The sequence below is a fragment of the Paraburkholderia sp. GAS41 genome, assembly GCF_050436545.1.
Classification (GTDB): Bacteria; Pseudomonadota; Gammaproteobacteria; order Burkholderiales; family Burkholderiaceae; genus Paraburkholderia.
Genome location: NZ_JBNDMK010000014.1, coordinates 48,398 through 67,878 on the forward strand (window position 1 = coordinate 48,398; position 19,481 = coordinate 67,878).

The 19,481-nt window shown below is 60.4% G+C and carries 23 protein-coding genes and 1 riboswitch; of the genes, 14 read left to right on the forward strand and 9 right to left on the reverse strand.

What is annotated here, in order from left to right:
* Window positions 1-8: 8 nt before the first annotated feature.
* Together flhD and P3T43_RS19700 are read right to left on the reverse strand one after the other, a co-directional pair.
* A complete protein-coding gene (gene flhD / locus P3T43_RS19695; RefSeq protein WP_429282714.1) occupies window positions 9-329 on the reverse strand; it encodes a flagellar transcriptional regulator FlhD in 321 nt (106 codons plus the stop codon).
* 767 nt (window positions 330-1,096) lie between these two features.
* Complete coding sequence (locus tag P3T43_RS19700; RefSeq protein ID WP_429282715.1) at window positions 1,097-1,972, reverse strand: helix-turn-helix domain-containing protein; 876 nt, start codon at window positions 1,970-1,972, stop codon at window positions 1,097-1,099.
* Window positions 1,973-2,199: 227 nt separating this feature from the next.
* Here P3T43_RS19700 and P3T43_RS19705 point away from each other — a divergent pair, with 227 nt between their 5' ends.
* The 7 genes from P3T43_RS19705 to P3T43_RS19735 all read left to right on the forward strand — a co-directional run bounded on the left by P3T43_RS19705 (window position 2,200) and on the right by P3T43_RS19735 (window position 7,375).
* Window positions 2,200-2,454 carry a type II toxin-antitoxin system RelE family toxin gene (locus P3T43_RS19705; RefSeq protein WP_429282716.1) on the forward strand — a complete coding sequence of 85 codons (255 nt, stop codon included), beginning with the start codon at window positions 2,200-2,202 and terminating at the stop codon, window positions 2,452-2,454.
* Window positions 2,438-2,764, forward strand: coding sequence for a helix-turn-helix domain-containing protein (locus P3T43_RS19710; protein ID WP_429282717.1), 327 nt, complete (start codon window positions 2,438-2,440; stop codon window positions 2,762-2,764). Before P3T43_RS19705 ends, P3T43_RS19710 begins: the two co-directional genes overlap by 17 nt.
* A 311-nt stretch (window positions 2,765-3,075) precedes the next feature.
* Window positions 3,076-3,357, forward strand: a complete 282-nt coding sequence (locus P3T43_RS19715; RefSeq protein WP_429282718.1) for a hypothetical protein — start codon at window positions 3,076-3,078, stop codon at window positions 3,355-3,357.
* A 431-nt stretch (window positions 3,358-3,788) separates the two neighbouring features.
* Window positions 3,789-4,118: a DUF3876 domain-containing protein gene (locus P3T43_RS19720; protein WP_429282719.1), complete on the forward strand. Its 330-nt coding sequence runs from the start codon at window positions 3,789-3,791 to the stop codon at window positions 4,116-4,118.
* A gap of 114 nt (window positions 4,119-4,232) precedes the next feature.
* Entirely contained in the window at window positions 4,233-5,114 is an 882-nt protein-coding gene (locus P3T43_RS19725) for a cytochrome c oxidase assembly protein (protein WP_429282720.1), read from the forward strand.
* 35 nt (window positions 5,115-5,149) lie between these two features.
* Window positions 5,150-6,322, forward strand: coding sequence for an N-methyl-L-tryptophan oxidase (gene solA, locus P3T43_RS19730; RefSeq protein ID WP_429282721.1), 1,173 nt, complete (start codon window positions 5,150-5,152; stop codon window positions 6,320-6,322).
* A 69-nt stretch (window positions 6,323-6,391) separates the two neighbouring features.
* Window positions 6,392-7,375 (forward strand): alpha/beta hydrolase family protein, encoded by a 984-nt coding sequence (locus P3T43_RS19735; protein WP_429282722.1) that lies wholly within the window; start codon window positions 6,392-6,394, stop codon window positions 7,373-7,375.
* A 92-nt stretch (window positions 7,376-7,467) separates the two neighbouring features.
* On the opposite strand, the gene P3T43_RS19740 is transcribed toward P3T43_RS19735, so the two are convergent.
* From P3T43_RS19740 to P3T43_RS19755, 4 genes are all read right to left on the reverse strand, one after another.
* On the reverse strand, window positions 7,468-7,869 hold the full coding sequence (locus P3T43_RS19740; protein ID WP_429282723.1) for a hypothetical protein: 402 nt from the start codon (window positions 7,867-7,869) through the stop codon (window positions 7,468-7,470).
* Between the two features lie 161 nt (window positions 7,870-8,030).
* On the reverse strand, window positions 8,031-9,473 hold the full coding sequence (locus tag P3T43_RS19745) for a catalase (RefSeq protein ID WP_429282724.1): 1,443 nt from the start codon (window positions 9,471-9,473) through the stop codon (window positions 8,031-8,033).
* A gap of 102 nt (window positions 9,474-9,575) precedes the next feature.
* Window positions 9,576-10,274: an HD domain-containing protein gene (locus tag P3T43_RS19750; protein ID WP_429282725.1), complete on the reverse strand. Its 699-nt coding sequence runs from the start codon at window positions 10,272-10,274 to the stop codon at window positions 9,576-9,578.
* A 102-nt stretch (window positions 10,275-10,376) separates the two neighbouring features.
* The gene (locus tag P3T43_RS19755; RefSeq protein ID WP_429282726.1) at window positions 10,377-10,559 is read right to left on the reverse strand and encodes a hypothetical protein; all 183 of its coding nucleotides are present in this window, start codon (window positions 10,557-10,559) and stop codon (window positions 10,377-10,379) included.
* Between the two features lie 354 nt (window positions 10,560-10,913).
* On the opposite strand from P3T43_RS19755, the gene P3T43_RS19760 reads away from it, so the two are divergent.
* Complete coding sequence (locus P3T43_RS19760; RefSeq protein ID WP_429282845.1) at window positions 10,914-11,462, forward strand: N-acetyltransferase family protein; 549 nt, start codon at window positions 10,914-10,916, stop codon at window positions 11,460-11,462.
* Window positions 11,463-11,599: 137 nt separating this feature from the next.
* Complete coding sequence (locus P3T43_RS19765; protein ID WP_429282727.1) at window positions 11,600-12,076, forward strand: VOC family protein; 477 nt, start codon at window positions 11,600-11,602, stop codon at window positions 12,074-12,076.
* 75 nt (window positions 12,077-12,151) lie between these two features.
* Here the strand turns inward: P3T43_RS19765 and P3T43_RS19770 are convergent, their stop codons facing one another.
* Window positions 12,152-12,994, reverse strand: a complete 843-nt coding sequence (locus P3T43_RS19770; protein WP_429282728.1) for an EamA family transporter — start codon at window positions 12,992-12,994, stop codon at window positions 12,152-12,154.
* A gap of 99 nt (window positions 12,995-13,093) precedes the next feature.
* Here P3T43_RS19770 and gcvA point away from each other — a divergent pair, with 99 nt between their 5' ends.
* Complete coding sequence (gene gcvA, locus P3T43_RS19775; RefSeq protein ID WP_429282729.1) at window positions 13,094-14,005, forward strand: transcriptional regulator GcvA; 912 nt, start codon at window positions 13,094-13,096, stop codon at window positions 14,003-14,005.
* Here gcvA and P3T43_RS19780 read toward each other — a convergent pair.
* A complete protein-coding gene (locus P3T43_RS19780; RefSeq protein WP_429282730.1) occupies window positions 14,002-14,592 on the reverse strand; it encodes a TMEM165/GDT1 family protein in 591 nt (196 codons plus the stop codon). The genes gcvA and P3T43_RS19780 overlap by 4 nt on opposite strands.
* A 14-nt stretch (window positions 14,593-14,606) precedes the next feature.
* Window positions 14,607-14,789: riboswitch (yybP-ykoY riboswitch) on the reverse strand.
* Between the two features lie 119 nt (window positions 14,790-14,908).
* Here P3T43_RS19780 and mntP point away from each other — a divergent pair.
* The 3 genes from mntP (at window position 14,909) to P3T43_RS19795 (ending at window position 17,263) form a co-directional block, all read left to right on the forward strand.
* Complete coding sequence (mntP, locus tag P3T43_RS19785) at window positions 14,909-15,478, forward strand: manganese efflux pump MntP (RefSeq protein ID WP_429282731.1); 570 nt, start codon at window positions 14,909-14,911, stop codon at window positions 15,476-15,478.
* A gap of 428 nt (window positions 15,479-15,906) precedes the next feature.
* The gene (locus P3T43_RS19790) at window positions 15,907-16,998 is read left to right on the forward strand and encodes a TonB-dependent receptor plug domain-containing protein (protein ID WP_429282732.1); all 1,092 of its coding nucleotides are present in this window, start codon (window positions 15,907-15,909) and stop codon (window positions 16,996-16,998) included.
* 16 nt (window positions 16,999-17,014) lie between these two features.
* The gene (locus tag P3T43_RS19795) at window positions 17,015-17,263 is read left to right on the forward strand and encodes a hypothetical protein (protein ID WP_429282733.1); all 249 of its coding nucleotides are present in this window, start codon (window positions 17,015-17,017) and stop codon (window positions 17,261-17,263) included.
* Between the two features lie 17 nt (window positions 17,264-17,280).
* On the opposite strand, the gene P3T43_RS19800 is transcribed toward P3T43_RS19795, so the two are convergent.
* On the reverse strand, window positions 17,281-18,372 hold the full coding sequence (locus tag P3T43_RS19800) for a LysR family transcriptional regulator (RefSeq protein ID WP_429282734.1): 1,092 nt from the start codon (window positions 18,370-18,372) through the stop codon (window positions 17,281-17,283).
* A gap of 124 nt (window positions 18,373-18,496) precedes the next feature.
* On the opposite strand from P3T43_RS19800, the gene P3T43_RS19805 reads away from it, so the two are divergent.
* Window positions 18,497-19,447, forward strand: coding sequence for an aromatic alcohol reductase (locus tag P3T43_RS19805; RefSeq protein ID WP_429282735.1), 951 nt, complete (start codon window positions 18,497-18,499; stop codon window positions 19,445-19,447).
* The last annotated feature ends 34 nt before the right edge of the window (window positions 19,448-19,481 follow it).

Consider the following 19,481-nt stretch of genomic DNA (forward strand, 5'->3'; position numbering starts at 1 on the left):
TCACCTCTTTAAGCGAATTGCTCTGCGGGCTGGCCTGCAAGCAGGATAGCCGCATGCGTCGGCGCCACTTCAGCGTGCCGGGTCGTTTGCGTCAACGCCGACAACATGGCGTGATCGTTGAAACGGAAGAAGCACAGAAGCTGATCGGAAGAGGCCAGTTTGACGATTTGCGCAAGCGACAGCCCGGCAAGCAAATCGGCCAGTTCCGACGACAAACCCAAGCGGAACATCCCGACCGGTTTGTCCTCGCGCAACATACGTTGTGCGAGCATGATGTAAGACAAATTAATCTCGCGGATAGATTCCCGCGTCTCGCTGCTACGGTCCATTTTTGCTTTTCCGAAGCCCCGAATTGCTGTGTCGGCTTATTTGCGCCGTTATGCTTTTTGTACCTAGCCGGACACTGATGAACTCCGGCTACATTTAATTCTCGACACCCGGTCCTGCGACTTTGATACAGGATGTTACATCTCGTAACACCTTGGAAGCAATTGTATGAAGAGCATTTCAGGAAATCAATACCTTCTCAAAAAAATATCTCACAAAAATACAACATTCATCGGTAACTCTTTCATGTCGCCGTAATAGAAGCGCCAACGGCGGCATCCAGAAGCAGGCGAAGTCCGCCGAACCGGCCTCTGGCCTAGCGAAGCAGCTTCCCCGGGAATGTTGTGAGGAAATTCCTGGCCCGCTCTGTGATTACCCTAATAGCCAAATGAATTTAGAAAGCTAAAAGAAAGAATGCGGAATATTGAGTAATAAATACTGCTTCGCAAGAGGCGTATGGCGTGAATGAGGATGTAACAAGTTGGTGCCACCCTGGTTACAAACTCCGAGGCAAATGTAACGCGTTACAGATTCTGCCGATCCATACCCTGACCGATCGGTCAGTTGAGGTCGGAGACATCCAATTAGGGGCTGATGGTGGGTTGGTCTGGTGTGGTTGGCGGGAACAATCCGCCGATCGTCAGCGCGACGGACATGCTGCCTGACACTGAGATCCCAATAGGTGGATCGATAAGACAACCTGGTACAAAAGCCGTGCAGTGGGGCCGGGAGGTCCAGTTGTCAGATAAACCGGGCTATCAATGCCGCCTTATTCCTCGTTTTTATTGGCAGCGTGGGAGGACGGGGCTTCGGCGTAAGCACGCAGCGCTGCGGCGGTTTGCGGATCGGCGGGGAAAAACGCTTCGATGGCGAGCTCGGAGAGCGTGACGTCGACGGGAGTGCCGAACACCGTCGTGGTGCTGTAGAACGACAGCACGCCGAGCGGCGTACGCAGACGCAGCGGCACGGCAATCTGGTGGAAGACGGTATTGCTGTCGTCGTCCGGACTCTGTGCGCCAAACGGCGCGGGATAACCGGCCAACTCGTCGCGCAGTGCGGCGAGCGTGTCATCTGCACTGGCGTCGACCTGGCGTTGCAGCCGCGCCAGCACATGCGCGCGCCACGCGTGCCAGTTGACGATCGACGACGCGATGCCCTCTGGATGCAGGCTCAGACGCAACGCATTGACTGGCGCTTCCAGAAGCGCGGCGCTTGCGCTGCCGACCAGCGGCGCGAGCGCGCGGTTGGCCGCGACGATCGTCCAATGCCGGTCGACTGCAAGCGCCGGATAGGGCTCATGTCCCTTCAATACTAGTTCCACTGCTTCGCGGGCGGCGCTCAGTTGCGGGTCGGTCAACGGCCGCTCGCGAAACAGCGGCGCATAGCCGGCCGCGACCAGCAGCGCGTTGCGGGCGCGCAGCGGAACCTCTAGCCGCTCGGCGAGGTGCATCACCATTTCGCGGCTGGGCACGGCGCGGCCCGATTCGACGAAGCTCAGATGGCGGGTCGAAATCTCGGCTTCCGTCGCCAGCAGCAATTGGCTCATCCGGCGCCGCTGGCGCCATTCGCGCAGTAATTCGCCGACGTTGCGGCTGACCGACGGTTTGCCCGACGGAATGGCTTGGGGTAGGGAGAGGGTGCTCATGGAGGGATCATAGTCAACGCTGACCAGGAATCCATTACCTGGGAGGTTATGGCGAAGAGCGGGCCTTCTTCTTGACGCCCGGCGCCGTAATAAACCTTTTGGGCGCACGCGGCAATGTGGATGCCTCAACTCTTCTACGACGCCCTTTTTAAGATGGGCTTCGCCGCGCCTCGCTTAGACTTATATGGAGACGATTTTTGACTTATATTTAACTTATAATTTGATCGATGACTGCAATAAACTGGACGCAAAAGGCCACCAGGCAGTTGCGCAAACTGGATCGCCAGCAGCAGGTTGCGATACGCGATGGAATCGGCAGGCTGGCGGCGATACCGGAATGCTGGGAGGTCAAGTCGCTGACGCATCGTCAATATGGCTACCGGCTCCGGGTAGGCAACCACCGGGTGCTGTTCAACTGGGACGGCGCAATCAACGTCGTCGAAATGGAAGAAATCAGGACGCGCGATGAAGGAACTGGCTGATATTCAGGTCATCAATGGGCCTGATGGAAAACCGGCGTTCGTGGTCATTCCTTATGTGGACTTCGTCAAGCAGCTGAACGCGGGGCGCGGGCTGATTCCGCATGATGTCGTGAGCCGCACGGTCGATGGCGTGACGCTGATGCGCGCGTGGCGGGAGCATCGCGGTCTCACGCAAGCGGAAGTCGCCAGGCGCCTCGATATCAGCCAGTCGGCGTATGCGCAGCAGGAAGCCAGCGACCGCCTGCGCAAGTCATCGCGCGACAAGATTGCCGCGGCGCTGGGTATCGCGCCGGAACAGCTCGATCTCTGAAGGCAATCCGGCGCCGTCAGCGGCGAGCCTTCGAATGGTGCGCTTGCCCGGCGTGCTTGTCCTTAGTGAAGTGCCAACGCTTCGAATGTGCCCGTGCGAGCGGCGCCGCGGGCTACATCAGCAGTCCTCCGCCTTAATTCCATTACCTCCTGCGTAATCGACTCGCGACGCTCCGTTGCCGATTCTTCATTCCGAGCCCGCCGCAAACACACGGTTTGAGAGGTGTAGCGCTCACCCTGGTGAAGCACTCTGTCTGACGCCCACGCGCATTGCGTGAGGTCGCGAGCCTGCCAGACTTCAAGGAGACGATCATGCACGAGTCTCGTGCCGCTGGTTTTGGCGTGAAGTTTGCGTTCACGCGCATGTTCGGCGTTCTCGACGCGGCCAGTACGAGCGTCGCCGGTTTTGCGCTACTGGCCGGCACGCGGGCGTTTGCTTTCACTGCGCTGCTGGCGTGGCGTGAGCCGGTGCTGGGCGGCGCGGGTCTCGTGCTGCTAGGGCTGGTGGGCTGGCTGCGCTGGTGTTGCAGCAAACGCAACGGGGCAGGCGCGTCGCCGGCAGGTCAACGCCGCGTGAATGCTGATGCGGTGTAGCCTCGCCCCGAGGCGCAAATGGCCCGGCACCCCGGGTGTCTGCCTGTGCCCGGTACGCCAGATTAACAAAGGAATGCCAGGCAATTATCGAAGGAAAATTGCCAATTGTGATCTCAGTTTTGACGAGATTTTCGCTATTGCTGCATAGCGGAATTTGATAAAAAAATTGGGAATTTTTATGGTATTTCCATTGAGTTGAGGCAATGGAAAGGATTCGCGTGTGCGAACTCTGGCGGGCGCTCTGCACCTTGCTACCACGCGCTCGGAGTGAACAATTTTCATTGACACAATGAACCGGATTGACGTGGATTTATGTATTATCAAGGGCATTGTTTGAAATGGATTGGGCGTAGAAATTTGCCCTTTTATTCAGACCAAACGCTGCCGCTTCGAAGGCCGGCTGACAAAACGATCATAAAACGGGGGACCTCATGATACGGGGCAGTGTAGTGGTGCTGGCTGCTGTGGCGCTGGGTTTGCTCGGCGGCTGCGGGGCCAGGGATGGCGACGAATTCGTCGGGAAATGGCAGAGCGCCAAGACCAGGCAAAGTGTGGAGATCTCGCGGAACGACGATGGTTTCATCATCGCCAATACCACGGGTGGCGGCACGAAGGGCGTGGCGATCGCGGCGGCCTACCGGAACGGTTCGCTGGAGGTCAACACCGGCGGCGGCACCGAAAGCATCGCCTATAACAAGGAACACGACCTGATCGTGTTGCCGACCATGGCGGGCGCCACGCCGTTCACCCGCGTGAAGTGAGATTTCGCCGCAGGCTGTCCCGCTGCCAGGCACCTGCTAACATGCGGGTCTGTGGGCCGAACCATGGCAACATCGGTCTGGCCGCGCAGCCCCGCTGTTACTGTCGAATTCATCATGTCGCTGATTAGCCTGCTTGATCCGTGGGAGCCGTCGTTCACGCTCGTCGCCGTTTTCGTCGTCGTTGCGGTGCTGTTTGCGCGCGGTTCGCGTCGCGTGCGCATCAGCATGGCGCGGCGGCTGGCCTTCTGGATCGGCCTCGGGCTGTTCTATATCGCGCTCCATACCCGGCTCGATTACTACGCCGAACACCAGTTCTTCGTCCATCGTCTGCAGCATCTGGTGCTGCACCACCTCGCGCCGCTGATCCTGATGGCCGCCTATCCGGGCAGTGCGCTACGCGCCGGCCTGCCGCTGCGCTGGCGTAGCGCGCTGCGCCGCTGGCAACGCACGAAACCCGCGCGGATCGTGGCGGCCGTCGTGCTGAACCCGGCTTTTATCTCGGTGGCCTTCGTCGTCTCGGTGGTGTTCTGGCTGATTCCATCCGTCCAGTTCGTGGCCATGCTCGACTGGCGCATCTATACGTTCATGAACTGGTCGGTGGCGGTGAGTGGGCTGCTCTACTGGTGGATGCTGCTCGATCATCGCCCATGCCCGCCTAGCCGGACCCGGCCGGGCTTGCGTGTGCTCTCGCCGGTGATCACGATGACGCCGCAGATTCTGGTCGGCGCCATCATCACCTTCTCCTCGCAAGATCTCTATCCGATCTTCACGTTATGCGGCCGGGCGTTTACTTCGGTGCCGCCTTCGCTGGATCAAAGCCTGGGCGGTCTGATCATGTGGGTGCCCGCCGGTGTGCTCGAAGCGATCGGCGCGATGATGGCGTTGCGCCACGTCATGCGCCTGTCGACGTTGCCATCCCGGGTTCCACCCAAGGCACGCCGCGGCGCGGCCCGCAGCGACGCCGGTACGTCTGCGGCCACCAAAGCGGCAAGCTAACCTTCCAGATATCGTCAACTGAATAAGGGAATGCTGTGCAGGCAGAGCGATGCGATGTGGTGGTAGTGGGTTTAGGCGCGATGGGCGCAGCGACGCTGTTCCAGCTCGCGAAAGCCGGAGTGAAGGCGGTGGGCATCGACCGGTTCGCGCCGCCGCACGATCAGGGATCGAGTCACGGCGACACGCGTATCACCCGGCTCGCGGTGGGAGAAGGGGCCGCTTACGTGCCACTGGTGCACCGGTCTCATCAGATCTGGCGCGAACTCGAGGCGCACAGCGATGAAGCGCTATTCGAACAGTGCGGCGTCCTCGTGATGAGTTCGACCACGACTGCGGCATCGCATCATGGCGCGGAAGATTTTGTTGCGCAGACCATCGAACTGGCGCGCACCTATGGCATTGCTCACGAAATTCTGACGTCGTCGCAGATCCATGCACGTTTCCCGCAATTCGGGCCGATCCGCGATGGCGCGATAGGCTATTTCGAACCTGAAGGGGGCTTCGTGCGGCCGGAGCGGTGCATCGCGACGCAATTGGCCGCTGCGCAGGCGCTCGGTGCCACCTTGATCACGGGTACAACCGTCTCCGCGCTGGAATCGGAGGACGGTGTGGTTCGGATCAAAGCCGGCGAGCGCACCCTGGTCGCTGACAAGGTCATCGTCTGCGCCGGCATGTGGTCCGCCAGTCTGTTGGGTGAGCCATTCAGCAGCTTGTTGAAGGTCTGCAGGCAAAAGCTGTTCTGGTTCAAGCTTGCCGATCCGGTGATCTTCCCCGAAGTGTCGCCGAGCTTCATTCTGGTTCATGGTCCGCGGGAAACCGACTCATGCTATGGATTTCCGCCCATTCCCGGCGAAGGCAGCATGAAGATTGCGACCGAGCACTACCTGCCGCTCCAGTCGGTCGACGCGCTCGATCGCACCGTCTCCGCAGCAGAAGTCGACGAGATGTATCGAACCCAGGTGGCTGGCAATATCGCGGGTGTGACGCCGGAATTGGTCAAGGCGCGCGTGTGCACCTACACGGTGACCCCCGACCATGGTTTCATCATCGACGATCATCCAACGCTCGACAACGTCACCGTGATTTCAGCCTGTTCGGGCCACGGATTCAAGCATTCAGCGGCGATTGGTGAAGCGGTGGCGCAGCGGTGTCTGAGCGGAGCGAGCCAGATCGATCTATCCGCGTTTTCGTTGAGCCGGTTTGCCTGAACACGCTGACGTGCGGACACGGCCTTTCACGACCGCGTGAGGCGACCGGCACCCAGCAAGGAGACTGTCGTGAGACTTGCCGCCGTACTCGCTACCGTCATTGCCCTCGTTACCGCACCGGTCTTCGCCGCGAGTGTCGGTTTCGAGGAAGTGAAGATACCGAACGGCGACGAGCTGCCGCTGACGGTTGGAATCTGGTATCCAACCGATGCGCCCGCGACGCAACACGCGCTCGGCGATATTAGCCAGGTGGTGGCGCCGGATGCTCCGCTCGCGGGCTATGATCTGCCCTTGGTCGTGATGTCGCACGGCGGCGGTGGCTCGTACAGCGGGCACAACGACACGGCACTCGCGCTGGCGCAGGCGGGGTTCGTCGCAGCGGCGGTCAGCCATGCAGGCGACACGTTCGACGACCAGAGCCGGGTCTTGCAGCCATGGCTGCGTGTGGTCCAGTTGCGCCGGCTGGTGGACTATATGCTCGGTGCGTGGCCTGGGCACGCAAGACTCGACGCACAGCGCATCGGTGCATTCGGTTTTTCCAATGGCGGGCTTACCGTGCTCGTCGCCGCGGGCGGCGTGCCGGATCTTGCCGCGATCGGTCCGTATTGCGAGGCGCATCCAGAGCATGATCTGTGCGCGGCGTTAAAGCATGCCGGCGTCGATGTGCACGTTGGTTCGGATGTTCCCGCCAGCGTCTGGACGCACGACCCGCGCATCAAGGCGGTGGTCGTCGCTGCGCCGGCCTTCGGTTTCGCTTTCAGCCGCGCTGGGCTAAATGGTGTGCACGTGCCGGTTCAACTCTGGCGAGCGGCGCAGGATCGTCATCAGCCGGACCCGTACTATGAGGAAGTCGTGCGCGCAGACTTGCCTCGCCCGCCCGAATATCACGTGGTCGAGAACGCGGGCCACTATGATTTCCTGCCAGCGTGTGGCGCATCCATGGCGCGGAACAGGCCGGATATCTGCACCAGTTTGCCGGGCTTCGGCCGGGCGGCATTTCATGAACAGTTCAACGCCGAAGTGGTGCGGTTTTTCCGCACGACGCTGCGATAAGAAACGCCCGGTGATCTACGTGCCGGCATGCGTGGCGGTGCGTTTTGAAGGGCCGCGGCGAATGACGCAAGCGCAAGCACGCATGAAGTCCGTCACTGGGCGCATTGCAGATCCTGCTTAGGCACCACGATGATGACCGGGTAGGTGCCGTGGTCGAGTTCCACGCGCGCAGTCACGGTGGTCGTCACGCTGTCGCTATCGTCGTAGACGCTCGCTTGCTCGTGCTGCAGGCTTGTGATGCCCGTACAGGCAGACGCGCGGCCTTCGTCGGAGACATCGCATTTGATCGGGTGGTCAACCACATAGCGGACTTTGTCTCGGTCAGGGAGCGCAAGATATTCACGAATGGCCTGTGCCGACCCGCCCACGCCGGTGACATAGCCCGTGTCGCATGACTGTCTGGGCGCCGCGCTGCTGCTGGATGCCTGGGCTAGTGCAACTGGGCTGGCGGCCACGAGGATCGTCGCGAATGTCGATGCAAGAAGGGATCTCATGGGCAACACGGTTATCGGATCGAAGTGCCCGATTGTAGTGGGATTTTGCCGGGCGGGTGATCTCTCTCGGGTGATCGAAAATTATGGGGGCTGGTTAAAAGCCCACAAGTTTGCCGATCACCCAAGCTTCGTGCCCAAAAGGGCGAAGCGATCTACGCGGATTACCCGTTCAGCATTTCAATTGCGTTGGCGACTCCCGCACCGTAAGCGGGATCCGCCTTCGTGCAGTGCTCGATGTGCAATTGTTGAATCGGCTTCGATACCCCTGTCAGCGCCCGCGCCGTGTTTTCGAACAAGGTCTGCTGTTGCGTGGGCGTCATCAGACGGAACAGCGCGCCGGGTTGCGAATAGTAGTCGTCGTCCACGCGATGATTCCAGTGATCGGCGGCACCTTCAACCGACAGCGGCGGTTCGCGGAAATCGGGCTGCTCCTGCCATTCGCCGCGCGTGTTAGGCTCGTAGGGTGTCGCGCCGCCGGCGTTGGTGTCGACGCGCATGAGGCCGTCCCGATGGTAGCTGTGCACGTATTTGGCGCCGCGCGGCGCGTTCACCGGGATCTGATGGAAATTCACGCTCAGACGATAGCGCTGAGCGTCGCCATAGGAGAAGAGCCGCCCCTGCAGCATTTTGTCGGGTGAGAAACTGATACCTGGCACGACATTGGCGGGCGAAAACGCGGCCTGCTCGACATCGGCGAAGTGGTTCTCCGCATTGCGATTCAACTCGAACACGCCGACTTCGATAAGCGGGTAGTCGCTTTTCGGCCAGACCTTGGTCAGATCGAATGGGTTGATGCGATAGCTGCCTGCATCGTTCTCCGGCATGATCTGCACCAGCAGCGTCCAGCGCGGGAAGTCCTTACGCTCGATCGATTCGTAAAGGTCGCGATGATGCGTCTCGCGATCACGGCCAACCCGCGCTTCGGCCTCGGCGTCGCTCAGATTCTCGATGCCTTGCTGTGAGCGGAAATGGAACTTTACCCAATGCCGTTCATTATTGGCATTGATGAAACTGAATGTGTGGCTGCCGAACCCGTGCATATGGCGGAACGTCTTCGGAATGCCCCGATCGCTCATCACGATCGTGACCTGGTGCAAGGCTTCCGGCAACTGCGTCCAGAAGTCCCAGTTGCTTTCCGCGCTGCGCAAACCCGTGCGCGGATCGCGCTTGATGGCGTGGTTCAGGTCGGGAAATTTGAGGGGGTCGCGCAGGAAAAAAACCGGCGTATTGTTGCCGACCAGGTCCCAATTGCCTTCCTCGGTATAGAACTTGAGTGCGAAGCCGCGAATGTCACGTTCCGCGTCGGCCGCGCCGCGTTCGCCCGCAACGGTGGAAAAGCGCGCAAACATCTCCGTCTTCTTGCCGATCTCCGAGAAGATTCTGGCGCGCGTATATTGCGTGATGTCGTGCGTCACGGTGAATGTGCCGAATGCGCCCGAACCCTTCGCGTGCATGCGCCGTTCAGGAATTACCTCGCGATCGAAGTGCGCCAGCTTTTCAAGGAACCACACGTCCTCCAGCAACGCCGGGCCGCGTGGTCCGACGGTCTTGATGTTCTGGTTGTCGACGACAGGAGCGCCGAATGAAGTGGTGAGTTTCGCCATGTTTATCAACTCCTTTGATGTCAAAGTTGTAGAGCACGATAACGAGAAGCGCAACCGCGCTCATTCAGGGCGAGTGCGCGCTCCCCTATCTTTCTACCACTCCTATGCGTTCTGTGTGTCAGAACATCCGCAACCAGCGCCATGTGCATGGCCGGCCTGGCTGTCGTCCCATGCTGAACCGAGAATGATCTGGCAGAAATTCAGGCGCTTGTAGGTCGGATCGCGAAGCTCGAGCACATCGGCCTTGACGTTGCCGAACGTGGTTTCGGGCTTCTTGATGGTGCCGTGCGCGAAGGCGTCGATGATGTCGTTTTTGAACGACTGCTCGCGCGGGTGCGCGGCCACCACCTGAATGCGTTGTTCTTCGCTGAACTCGTTATACGCGAGCCCCAGCACGTCCATTTCGACGCCCGCGGTGACCAGCGCGACCACCGGCTTCATGTGTTCGGGCACGCCCGGCGTCGTATGCAAGGCGATGGACGCCCACACCTGTTCGATGTCGTATTCGTTCGCGCCGTATTGCGTGAGGAAGTCACGCGCAGCGTTGGCGCCATCGACTTCGAAGCGGTTCGTCTTGCTGCTGTACGCATCGATCAGTCCCATATCGTGGAACATGGCGCCGATGTACAACAGTTCCGGATCGAACTTCAATTTTTTGCGCTCACCGGCGAGTGCACCAAACAGGTACACGCGGCGGGAGTGGTTGTAGAGCAGATCGGGTTCGGTGTCGCGCACCAGTTCGGTGGCGGCGCGCGCCATGATGCTGTCGGGGATCTTGATGCCGGCGATGGTCGTAGTCATGGGATGTTCCTCAATGGTAAGAGATGGGAAGTCGGGTGAAGCATTAGCGAGCGTCGCAGCCGGTCTCAATGAAGCGCCCCGACAACGAAGCCATTCCGTTGATCAGGTGATGAAACCCGGTGAAATAGGGTCGCTCGCGGGAAACGTCAGCATTAAATACTCGTCCAGAAGATACTCTTTGTCCGCGTGCAGAGTGATTTCGGAGCCCTTCGCAAATGGGGCACCGGCATGCGTACGAGAACCCCGTGCGGTAGCGCCCGAAAGGTGTTCGACAGGCTGGTTCATGGCATCCGTCCGAGGTCGTGTTGATGCAGACCAGTATTGGTCAACGCCGCCTGGCGGGCAACGATAAAGGACGGTGCAACCCTGCCAGGCACACGACGTTTTCTGCCGTGCTGGCAGAGTCGGAGGAACTATTGGGATGATTGTTTTTTTTGTAGCGGAGATCTTCAGTGAGTCCGGACGCAGGCGCTTCATGTCGAAGAACGGCTCATTGATTGCATGAGATGGACAATCTTCCTTTCCATGCATGAGCGGTGCATCATGTGTTTTTGGCGTCGAAGTTGAGCGGCCCAGGGCTTTGTGCCGCGATCTCGATCCGACCCACGAGGCACGCGGGGAGAACACGGGGGAGTGTCAATGGTTCAAAGCGGGATTCGGATTCGCGATGCGCTAACGGCGGACATGTCTGCCGTTCAGGCTATCTATGCATATCACGTGTCGAATGGCAGCGCCTCATTCGAAGAAGCGCCGCCTGCTACTGACGAGATGATCCGGCGCCACGACGCGGTGTCGAAGTCGGGGCTGCCTTACCTCGTGGCAGAAATGCAGGGTCGCGTGGTGGGCTATGCCTACGCGACGGCCTATCGGCCTCGTCCTGCCTATCGCTACACCATCGAAGATTCAGTCTATGTGGAACATGGCCTCGACCGTCATGGAATCGGACGGGCGCTGCTCACGGAATTGATCGCCCGGTGCGAACTGGGGCCGTGGCGGCAGATGCTCGCCGTGATAGGTAACAGTGGCAATGAGGGGTCGCTGGCGCTGCATGAGCGTCTTGGATTCCGCACGGTCGGCACGCTGAGATCGGTTGGCTTCAAGTTCGGCCAATGGGTGGACACGGTGTTGATGCAGCGGGAGTTAGGACGTGGCGCAGCGAGTTTGCCGTCCGGTCTCGGGGATAGGTGAGGCTGTCCGCGAGAGACGGTAGCGCGCCAGCGTCTCGACGGGCCGATCGCGTCGACGGCGCTATAGTGGGTGCTGCCTGCGCGTGGCGGTGCAAGCCGTCATATACGGATGGCGCGTGTTTGTGAAAGGAGATTGCGATGGCCGAGCTTGTCACTTGTCTGTGGTTCGATCAAGGCAGAGCGCGCGAGGCAGCGGAATTTTATGCCGCCACGTTTCCCGATAGTCACGTCGATGCGGGCCATGTCTCGCCTATAGCGGGCGTGGGACAAGGCGCGGAACTGACGGTCGAGTTCACCGTGCTTGGCCGGCGCTTCGTCGGCCTGAATGGCGGGCCGAACTTCAAGCCGAATGAGGCGGTGAGTTTCATGGTCCAGACGGATAGTCAGCAAGAAACCGACCGATACTGGAACGCGATTCTCGGCCATGGTGGCACCGAATCGGCGTGTGGCTGGTGTAAGGACCGCTGGGGCTTCTCGTGGCAGATCACGCCCCGGCGGCTGCTCGAACTCGTCGGCGGAGCGGATCTCGACGCCGCAAAGCGTGCAATGGACGCGATGATGAGCATGAAGAAGATCGACATTGCGACGATAGAACGCGCGGCAGCGGGCAAGTAAGAGCGGCGGACTAGAACGCGTGCGCGTTTTGCGGTCTATGCTTGCCACGCATTCGCGGATCGGCGCGGTGCCGCGTCATAGCCCGAGGCACACCGCGCCGCCAGCGACGATCACGCAGGCCAGCCAGCGTTTGCGACTGACCGCTTCGCGCAGAAACACGCGGCCAATCAGCACCGCGAACACGACGCTGGTCTCACGCAATGCGGATACCATGCCCATCGCACCCGACTGCAGCGCCCAGATCACGATGCCATACGCCGCGATCGACACCAGGCCGCCAATCAGCGACGAGCCCACGGTCATGGGCGCAGCCCGGAGCGGCGCCCATAGCGCCGCGCTCCCGCGCCTCGCGACGAACAGCAGCGGCATCAGCCAATAAAACAGGAACATCCACGCGGTGTAGGCGAGCGCCTCGCCGCCCGATAGGCGCACGCCAATGCCGTCGATCACGGTGTAGAGCGCGATCGTCACACCCGTGGTCAACGCGGCGAGCACACCCGCCCGCGACACGTGCTGCCCCTGCAGCGCGATGGCGACGATGCCTCCCGATATCATCACGATCCCCAGCACGTGCAAAGGGCCGATGGCCTCATGCGCAAAGAGCGCTGCGCCGAGCGTGACCAGCAGCGGCGACGAGCCGCGTGCGATCGGGTACGCCAGCGCCAGATCGTTGCGGCGGTACGAGCGCACGAGGGTGACGTTGTAGACGATATGCACGAGGCCCGAGGCGATCAGATACGGCCACGCCGCATGCGCGGGCCTCGGCGTGAACAGGATCACGAACGTGGCCACCGCCCCGATGGCGATACTCATCCACGTCATGGACAGGAAGCGGTCGTCGTTGCTGTGGAGCATCGCGTTCCAGCTCGCGTGAAGCAGGGCGGCAAAAAGGACGAAAACGCCGGCATAACTGAGCATGCGAATCCTGGAGAAGGAATTTTGTAAGAAGGATATCTATCTTGTCGCTCGCCAACAAACCAGATAAATTGACTGTTCACGTTAGATAAACTCTTGCGAATGAAGCGGCCCCTGCCTCCACTCAATGCGCTGCGTGCCTTCGAGGCGGCAGGCCGCCTCGGCAGCTTCAAGGACGCGGCCGCGGAATTGCACGTCACTCAAGGTGCGGTGAGCCAGCACGTGCGGCTGCTGGAAGCGTGGTTAGGGGCATCGCTATTCGAACGACACAACCGGCGTGTGCTGCTGACGTCGGCGGCGAAGGCTTATCTGGCGCAAATCGGCCCGTTGTTCGAGCAGCTCGGCCAGGCAACCGCCCGATATGGTTTGCCTGAAACGGTTTCGCGCACGCTCTCGGTGAATGCGTCGGCCACTTTCGCATTGCGCTGGCTGGTGCCGCGCCTGGCGCAATTTCGCACGCAGCATCCTGCCGTGGAGGTCAACCTCGAGACATCGAACGAGTCCGTGGAAAGTCTTAAGGACACCTACGACATCGTCATTCGCGGCGGTCCCGACACGTTTTACGGCTATTCGATGCAGCCTTTCCTGATCGAGGAACGGCTGCCGGTCTGCAGCGCTGCGCTGTTGCAGCAACTGCCGCTGCGCAGTCCAAGCGATCTGCGGCAGCATACGTTGCTGCACACATCGAGCTTGCCGCGACTCTGGCCGGACTGGCTGGCGCGGGTGGCGATGCCCGCGCTCAAACCCGCCGCGACGCTGACCTTTGACCACTTCTATCTGACGTTGCAGGCTGCCATCGACGGAGTCGGCATTGCCATGGGTCCGCTTGCGCTGGTATCCGACGATCTCGCCGCCGGCCGCCTGGTCGCGCCGTTCGATGGCCCGCGTCTGCCGTCGCGGAGCTATTGCACTTATGTTCCCGATCGAAAGCTGACGGACGACCTCGTCGTGCTATTCCGCGCGTGGCTCGAGCGTGAAGGGATGCGGTCGTCCGAAGCTAACGAGCGGCGTTAAAACATGGGATGGGCCGCAGGATAGAGGGCCGTTCTCAACGCGAGTCCACCGAGCACGACGAAGATGATGGCAGCGAGGATGTGGACGGCTTTCGTCGGCAAGCGGTCGGCGAACTTGTGTCCGAGGTAAATGACCGGCACGTTCGCCAGCATCATGCCAAGTGTCGTACCCGCGACGACGCCAAAGAACTCGTGAAAACGCGCGGCGAGCGCGATAGTCACGATTTGCGTCTTGTCGCCCATTTCGGCGAGAAAGAAGGTCACGGCCGTCGTGCCGAAGACGCCCAGCGTATTCTTCGTGACTGCCGAGTCGGCGTCGTCCAGTTTGTCCGGAATGAGGATCCACACGGCCATGACCGCAAACGATGCCACTACGGCCCAATTCAGGATGTTTGGACTGAGCACGCTCGCGAGCCATGCCCCCAGGGCACCGGATGCCGCATGGTTGATGAGCGTCGCGGCCAGCACGCCGAGGACGATGGGAATGGGCTTGCGATACCGCGCGGCCAGTACGAGGGACAGCAGTTGAGTTTTATCGCCGATTTCGGCGAGTCCGACGACACTGGTCGAAACGAGGAACGATTGCATGGGACTCTTGTACCCGGGCCGCGCTGATCAAACGCGATGACGCGCATTCCGGCGACCCGGTTAGGTCGGAATGCGTGTCATCGGTCTTGCCAGACATTTAGCTGCGTACGCCATGGTGAGTCTCGCGACTCGCCAAGTATGTTGACGTGCGCCCCCGAACATCGCGTTCGAGGCGGCTACTCCCCAATGAGCAGGGGGATTCTATCGCGCCATCTATTGAAAATGCAACCTTGCAGTCGGAAGACGGCGGACAGAGTGGGGCATCGCGGGTAGCGGGTTATATTACGTCATCCTTTCATCGATGGCGCGTGCTCATATGAACCCTGTCGCAACACTGTTCCTTGCTTTTGCCATGTCTACCGATGCCTTCGCGGCTGCAATCGGCAAAGGCACCACACTGCATCGTCCGCGCTGGAGCGAAGCCGTCCGGACGGGACTGATCTTTGGTGTTATCGAAGCATTGACGCCTTTGGCCGGATGGTTCGTGGGTAAAGCAGCCGCACACTATGTCTCCGCGTGGGATCACTGGATCGCCTTCACGTTGCTGTTCATTCTGGGCGCGCGCATGGTCGTCAACAGCTTCGGCGCGGAAAAGGTGGCTGAGCAGAAACCCGCCAGCCATTCATTCTGGGTACTTGCGTTGACCGGCTTCGCAACGAGTATCGATGCGATGGCGGTCGGCGCGGGCCTCGCTTTCGTCGACGTCAACATCTATGCGACGGCTGCCGCAATCGGTCTCGCCACCATGGCGATGGTCACACTGGGTGTCATGCTCGGCCGCGTAGTCGGCCACGTGGTGGGCAGGCGCGCAGAAGCAGCGGGCGGTGTGGTGCTGATTGGAATTGGCAGCGCGATCCTTGTCGAACATCTGCAGCTATTCCGCTGACCGTCGATTGACGACTTCGCGATGGCGGGTAGATCCGCCGGTCGTTGCACCAGCGCATCCTCTCCGTAAAAAAATCTGAACCGACGCGGAATAAAGTCGCCGGTCCCTTCGTTTGTTCGTCTGTTAATAAGAATCACCTTGATTTGCATTAACTCAACGATGCCGCGGAATTGCAGCAGGCAAGGCAGTCACAACGACTGTCGAATCCTGCGGAAACCGTAAGGAATCTGTCATGAGAACACGAACAGGGGATTCACGATGAGCGTAAAGGGGAGCCGGGAGACGAAACGGCTGGTCGATGTGTACAGATACATTGGCAGCACGGTGTTTTCTCTGGCGGTATGGGCGACGCTGGAACAAGCTGACTGGCGCAGCAGGAAGCGCCACAAGCGCTGTCCTCGCAAAACGGGCCAACAGGGACGACGACATTGCCGGCGGTTCACGTCAACGGCAAGGCACCGTCCGACTATGGTCCGTTCGGCGGCAACGACAATGTGGACGATCCGAAACAGGTCGTCGGCGCCAGCAAGACCGGCACGAAGCTGCAAGACCTGCCTGCCAACGTCCAGATCATCCCGCGCGCGTTGCTGTCCGAACAGGGCGTGACGATGTTGCGGGAGAGTGTCAGCAACGCGAGCGGAATCAACGTGGGTGGTCAGGATAGCAAGGGCTATTACGACCACTTCCTGATTCGCGGCCTGAACGCGCAGATCTATAGCGACGGCTTCTCCGACGGCGATCTGCTCGGCGGGATTTCGCATTCGCTGAATGGCGTCGAACGGATTGAAATTCTCGAGGGACCCGGTTCTGCGTTGTTCGGAAGCGGACCTCCGGGCCGGACCATCAATATCGTCCACTACACGCCGTCGCCTGAATTCCATCTGGGGGGAAGCGTGGAGGCGGGCTCGTTCGGCACTCTCTCGACCACCGACTACATCACCGGCCCCACGGGCATCGTGGGTCTGAACTACCGGGTGGACGCAACGTTCTCGCGTTCCGATGGTTTTCGCGATCTGTACAGCCGCGACGACGAGATCAGGCCGCAGCTTCAGTGGCAGCTGGGCAGCCATACGATCAACTTCGCACTCGACCTGCGGCAGATTCACGAAACGCCGGATTCCTATGGGCTGATTTATTTCCATGGATCGCCCATCAGCGATGTTTCGATCGATTCGAAGTACTCAACGCCCTTTGCGTTCGCGAACGGGAACATCGTTCGCCCGACGCTCTCGGACGCGTGGAAGGTGAACGACTTCCTGACGATCAACAATCGCTTCTCCTATCTGCACCGCACGCTCGACGTATTAAGCAACGGCGACAGTACCAGCACGAAGATCGTCGGCGATGAAGTCGTCGGGCGGCAGCTTCGCCAGCAGGACGACAATGACAACAGCTTTGACTATCAGCTCGAGCCGGTCTGGAAATTCGCAACCGGAAGCGTCGGACACACGCTGCTGACGGGCTTCGAATTCCAGCATCAGACGATCGATACGAGCCGCACCACCGCGGACGACTTATGATTTCTCGATTGCGGGCATGCCGGGTTTCCACATTGGTGCGGGTGTGAATTACGTGGGCAAGAGCTACAGCGACATTACCGACGTCAATTCAATTCCGTCCTATGTGATTGCCAACGCCGCCTTCGGCTATGAGACGCGGAAGTGGGGCGTCGACGTCAACGTCCATAATCTCACCGACCGGCGATATTTCGTGGCGGCTAATGCGGCCGGCGCCTATGTGGGTCAACCGCTGAGTGCGTTCGTGAACCTGCATGGGAATATCTGACCCGTGCCGGGTACGCGCTACCCGGCACCATGCTGCGCAAAAATTTCCATGATCCAGTCGACGAACACCTTGACCGCGGTCGCCACGTTGCGGCCGTTTGCATAAACGATAGAAATCGGCACGGGCGTGGATCGTGCGTCGCCCAGCACCTCTTTCAGACGGCCACTCTTGAGGTAAGGCGAGGCCACCAGTTCGGACAACTGGACAAGCCCCAGTCCTTCAAGCGCGCATTGCAGATAGGCTTCAGTTTCATTGACGGAAAAGCGGCTTTGCATCGTCATCGCGAGCGTTTCGCCGTCCACGGTAAAGCGCCAGTCGAGTGGCCTGCCCGTCGCGTTCGACAGGTAGTTTACGACGCGATGTCCGCGCAGTGCCACGACGCTCTCAGGTTCGCCGTGTTCTTTCAGATACCGCGGCGAAGCGCAGGTGATCCAGCTTAGTTCTCCCAGGCGGCGGGCGACCAGGGACGAATCGGTCAGCTCGCCGGTGCGGATGACGCAGTCTATGCCGTCGTATATCAGGTCGGCAGGCCGATCGCTCAGACCGAGTACGAGCTCGATGTCCGGAAAGCGTTGCTCGAACTCGCGTAACGCGGGCAGCACGATCGCGCGCCCGAGCACGCCTGGCATATCGACCCGCACGCGTCCGCGGGGCGACGCGGCGTCGCTCGTGAGGCCGGTTTCTGCTTGCGCGATGTCCGCGAGGATGGCACGGCACGACGCATGGTAGCGCTCGCCCGCATCGGTCAGGCTGAGGGTTCGGGTGCTTCGCCGCAACAGCACGGTATCCAGATGCCGCTCGAGGTTCTTGATCGTCGTCGTGACGCTGGAGCGTGGCATCGATAGCGTCTCTGCCGCCTTGCTGAAGCTTCGCGCTTCGACGACACGCACGAAGATGGCCATCGCTTGAAGTTTGTCCATTGGACCGGGCAGGCATCCCAGGGGGCCGGCAGGTCGCTGCTCTCTGCTCTCTGCTGGCGGTTGGCAAGCAATCGCCATCTTACTGCCAATACAGGCGCAGCAAGCCGGCCGGCTTTTGCTTCGATCGGGGCGGTTCGTCGCGAGTGCGTTCTGAATTCCACCACAACGAACAATGCCGTTCGGGTCCAACACTACACTGCGAACGTCGTGCTGATATCGGTCAGCGAAACCAGGTAGCCAATTCGCCAGGAACTGCTGACAGTGTCATGGCACGCTCTCTACATTCAATCTGTCATTTCCGAAGGGTACGCAAATGCTGCATAACAACTCGATTCTTGTCCTTGGTGCCGGCGAGCTGGGTATGGCGATGCTGCGCAGTCTGGTGCGCCGTCGCGCGGGTGTTTCGGTTCCTTCCGTTGCCGTGCTTCTGCGTCCGTCGACTATCGATTCGAACGAGCCGCATAAACGAAAGGATATTGACGAGCTGCGGGCACTGGGCGTCGAGCTGATTCCCGGTGACCTGTCCGGTCAGTCCGCGGCTGATCTCGCCACAGTCTTTGCCCGCTTCGATACGCTGATTTCGTGCACAGGTTTCGTAGGTGGCAGCGGCGTGCAGCGCAAGATCGCGCGCGCCGCACTGGGGGCCGGGGTCAAACGGTACTTCCCCTGGCAGTTCGGCGTCGATTACGACGTGATAGGCCGGGGCAGCGCGCAGGATCTGTTCGACGAGCAGCTCGATGTGCGCGATCTTCTCCGCGCCCAGGATCAGACAGAGTGGGTCATCGTCTCGACCGGCATGTTCACCAGTTTCCTGTTCGAGCCGTCTTTCGGCGTGGTGGATCTCGCACGGAACACGGTCAATGCGCTTGGAAGCTGGGATAACGCCGTGACGGTGACAACGGCGGACGACATCGGCGCGCTCACCGCGGAGATCGTGTTTGCCGAGCCGCGTTTCGTGAACGAGGTCGTGCATGTGGCCGGTGACACGATTACTTATCGGCAACTGGCGGATGCGCTCGATGCATTGCTGGACCGCACTGTCCAACGTGTGGCGTGGAGCGTCCCGCAACTGGAGCGCGAGTTAGCCGAAGAGCCTGGCGATTCGCTCAGAAAATACCGCGCTGTGTTCGCCGCCGGACAAGGGGTGGCGTGGGACAAAAACCAGACTTTCAACGCGCAACGTGGGATTACTGTTTGCGGGCTGGAGGACTGGATGCGCCAGAACCTGTCGACGGATGCGGACGCTTGGCTGCAGGCAACGTAATCAAGCTAATGACGCGGCCTGCTTTGCGCTGTTT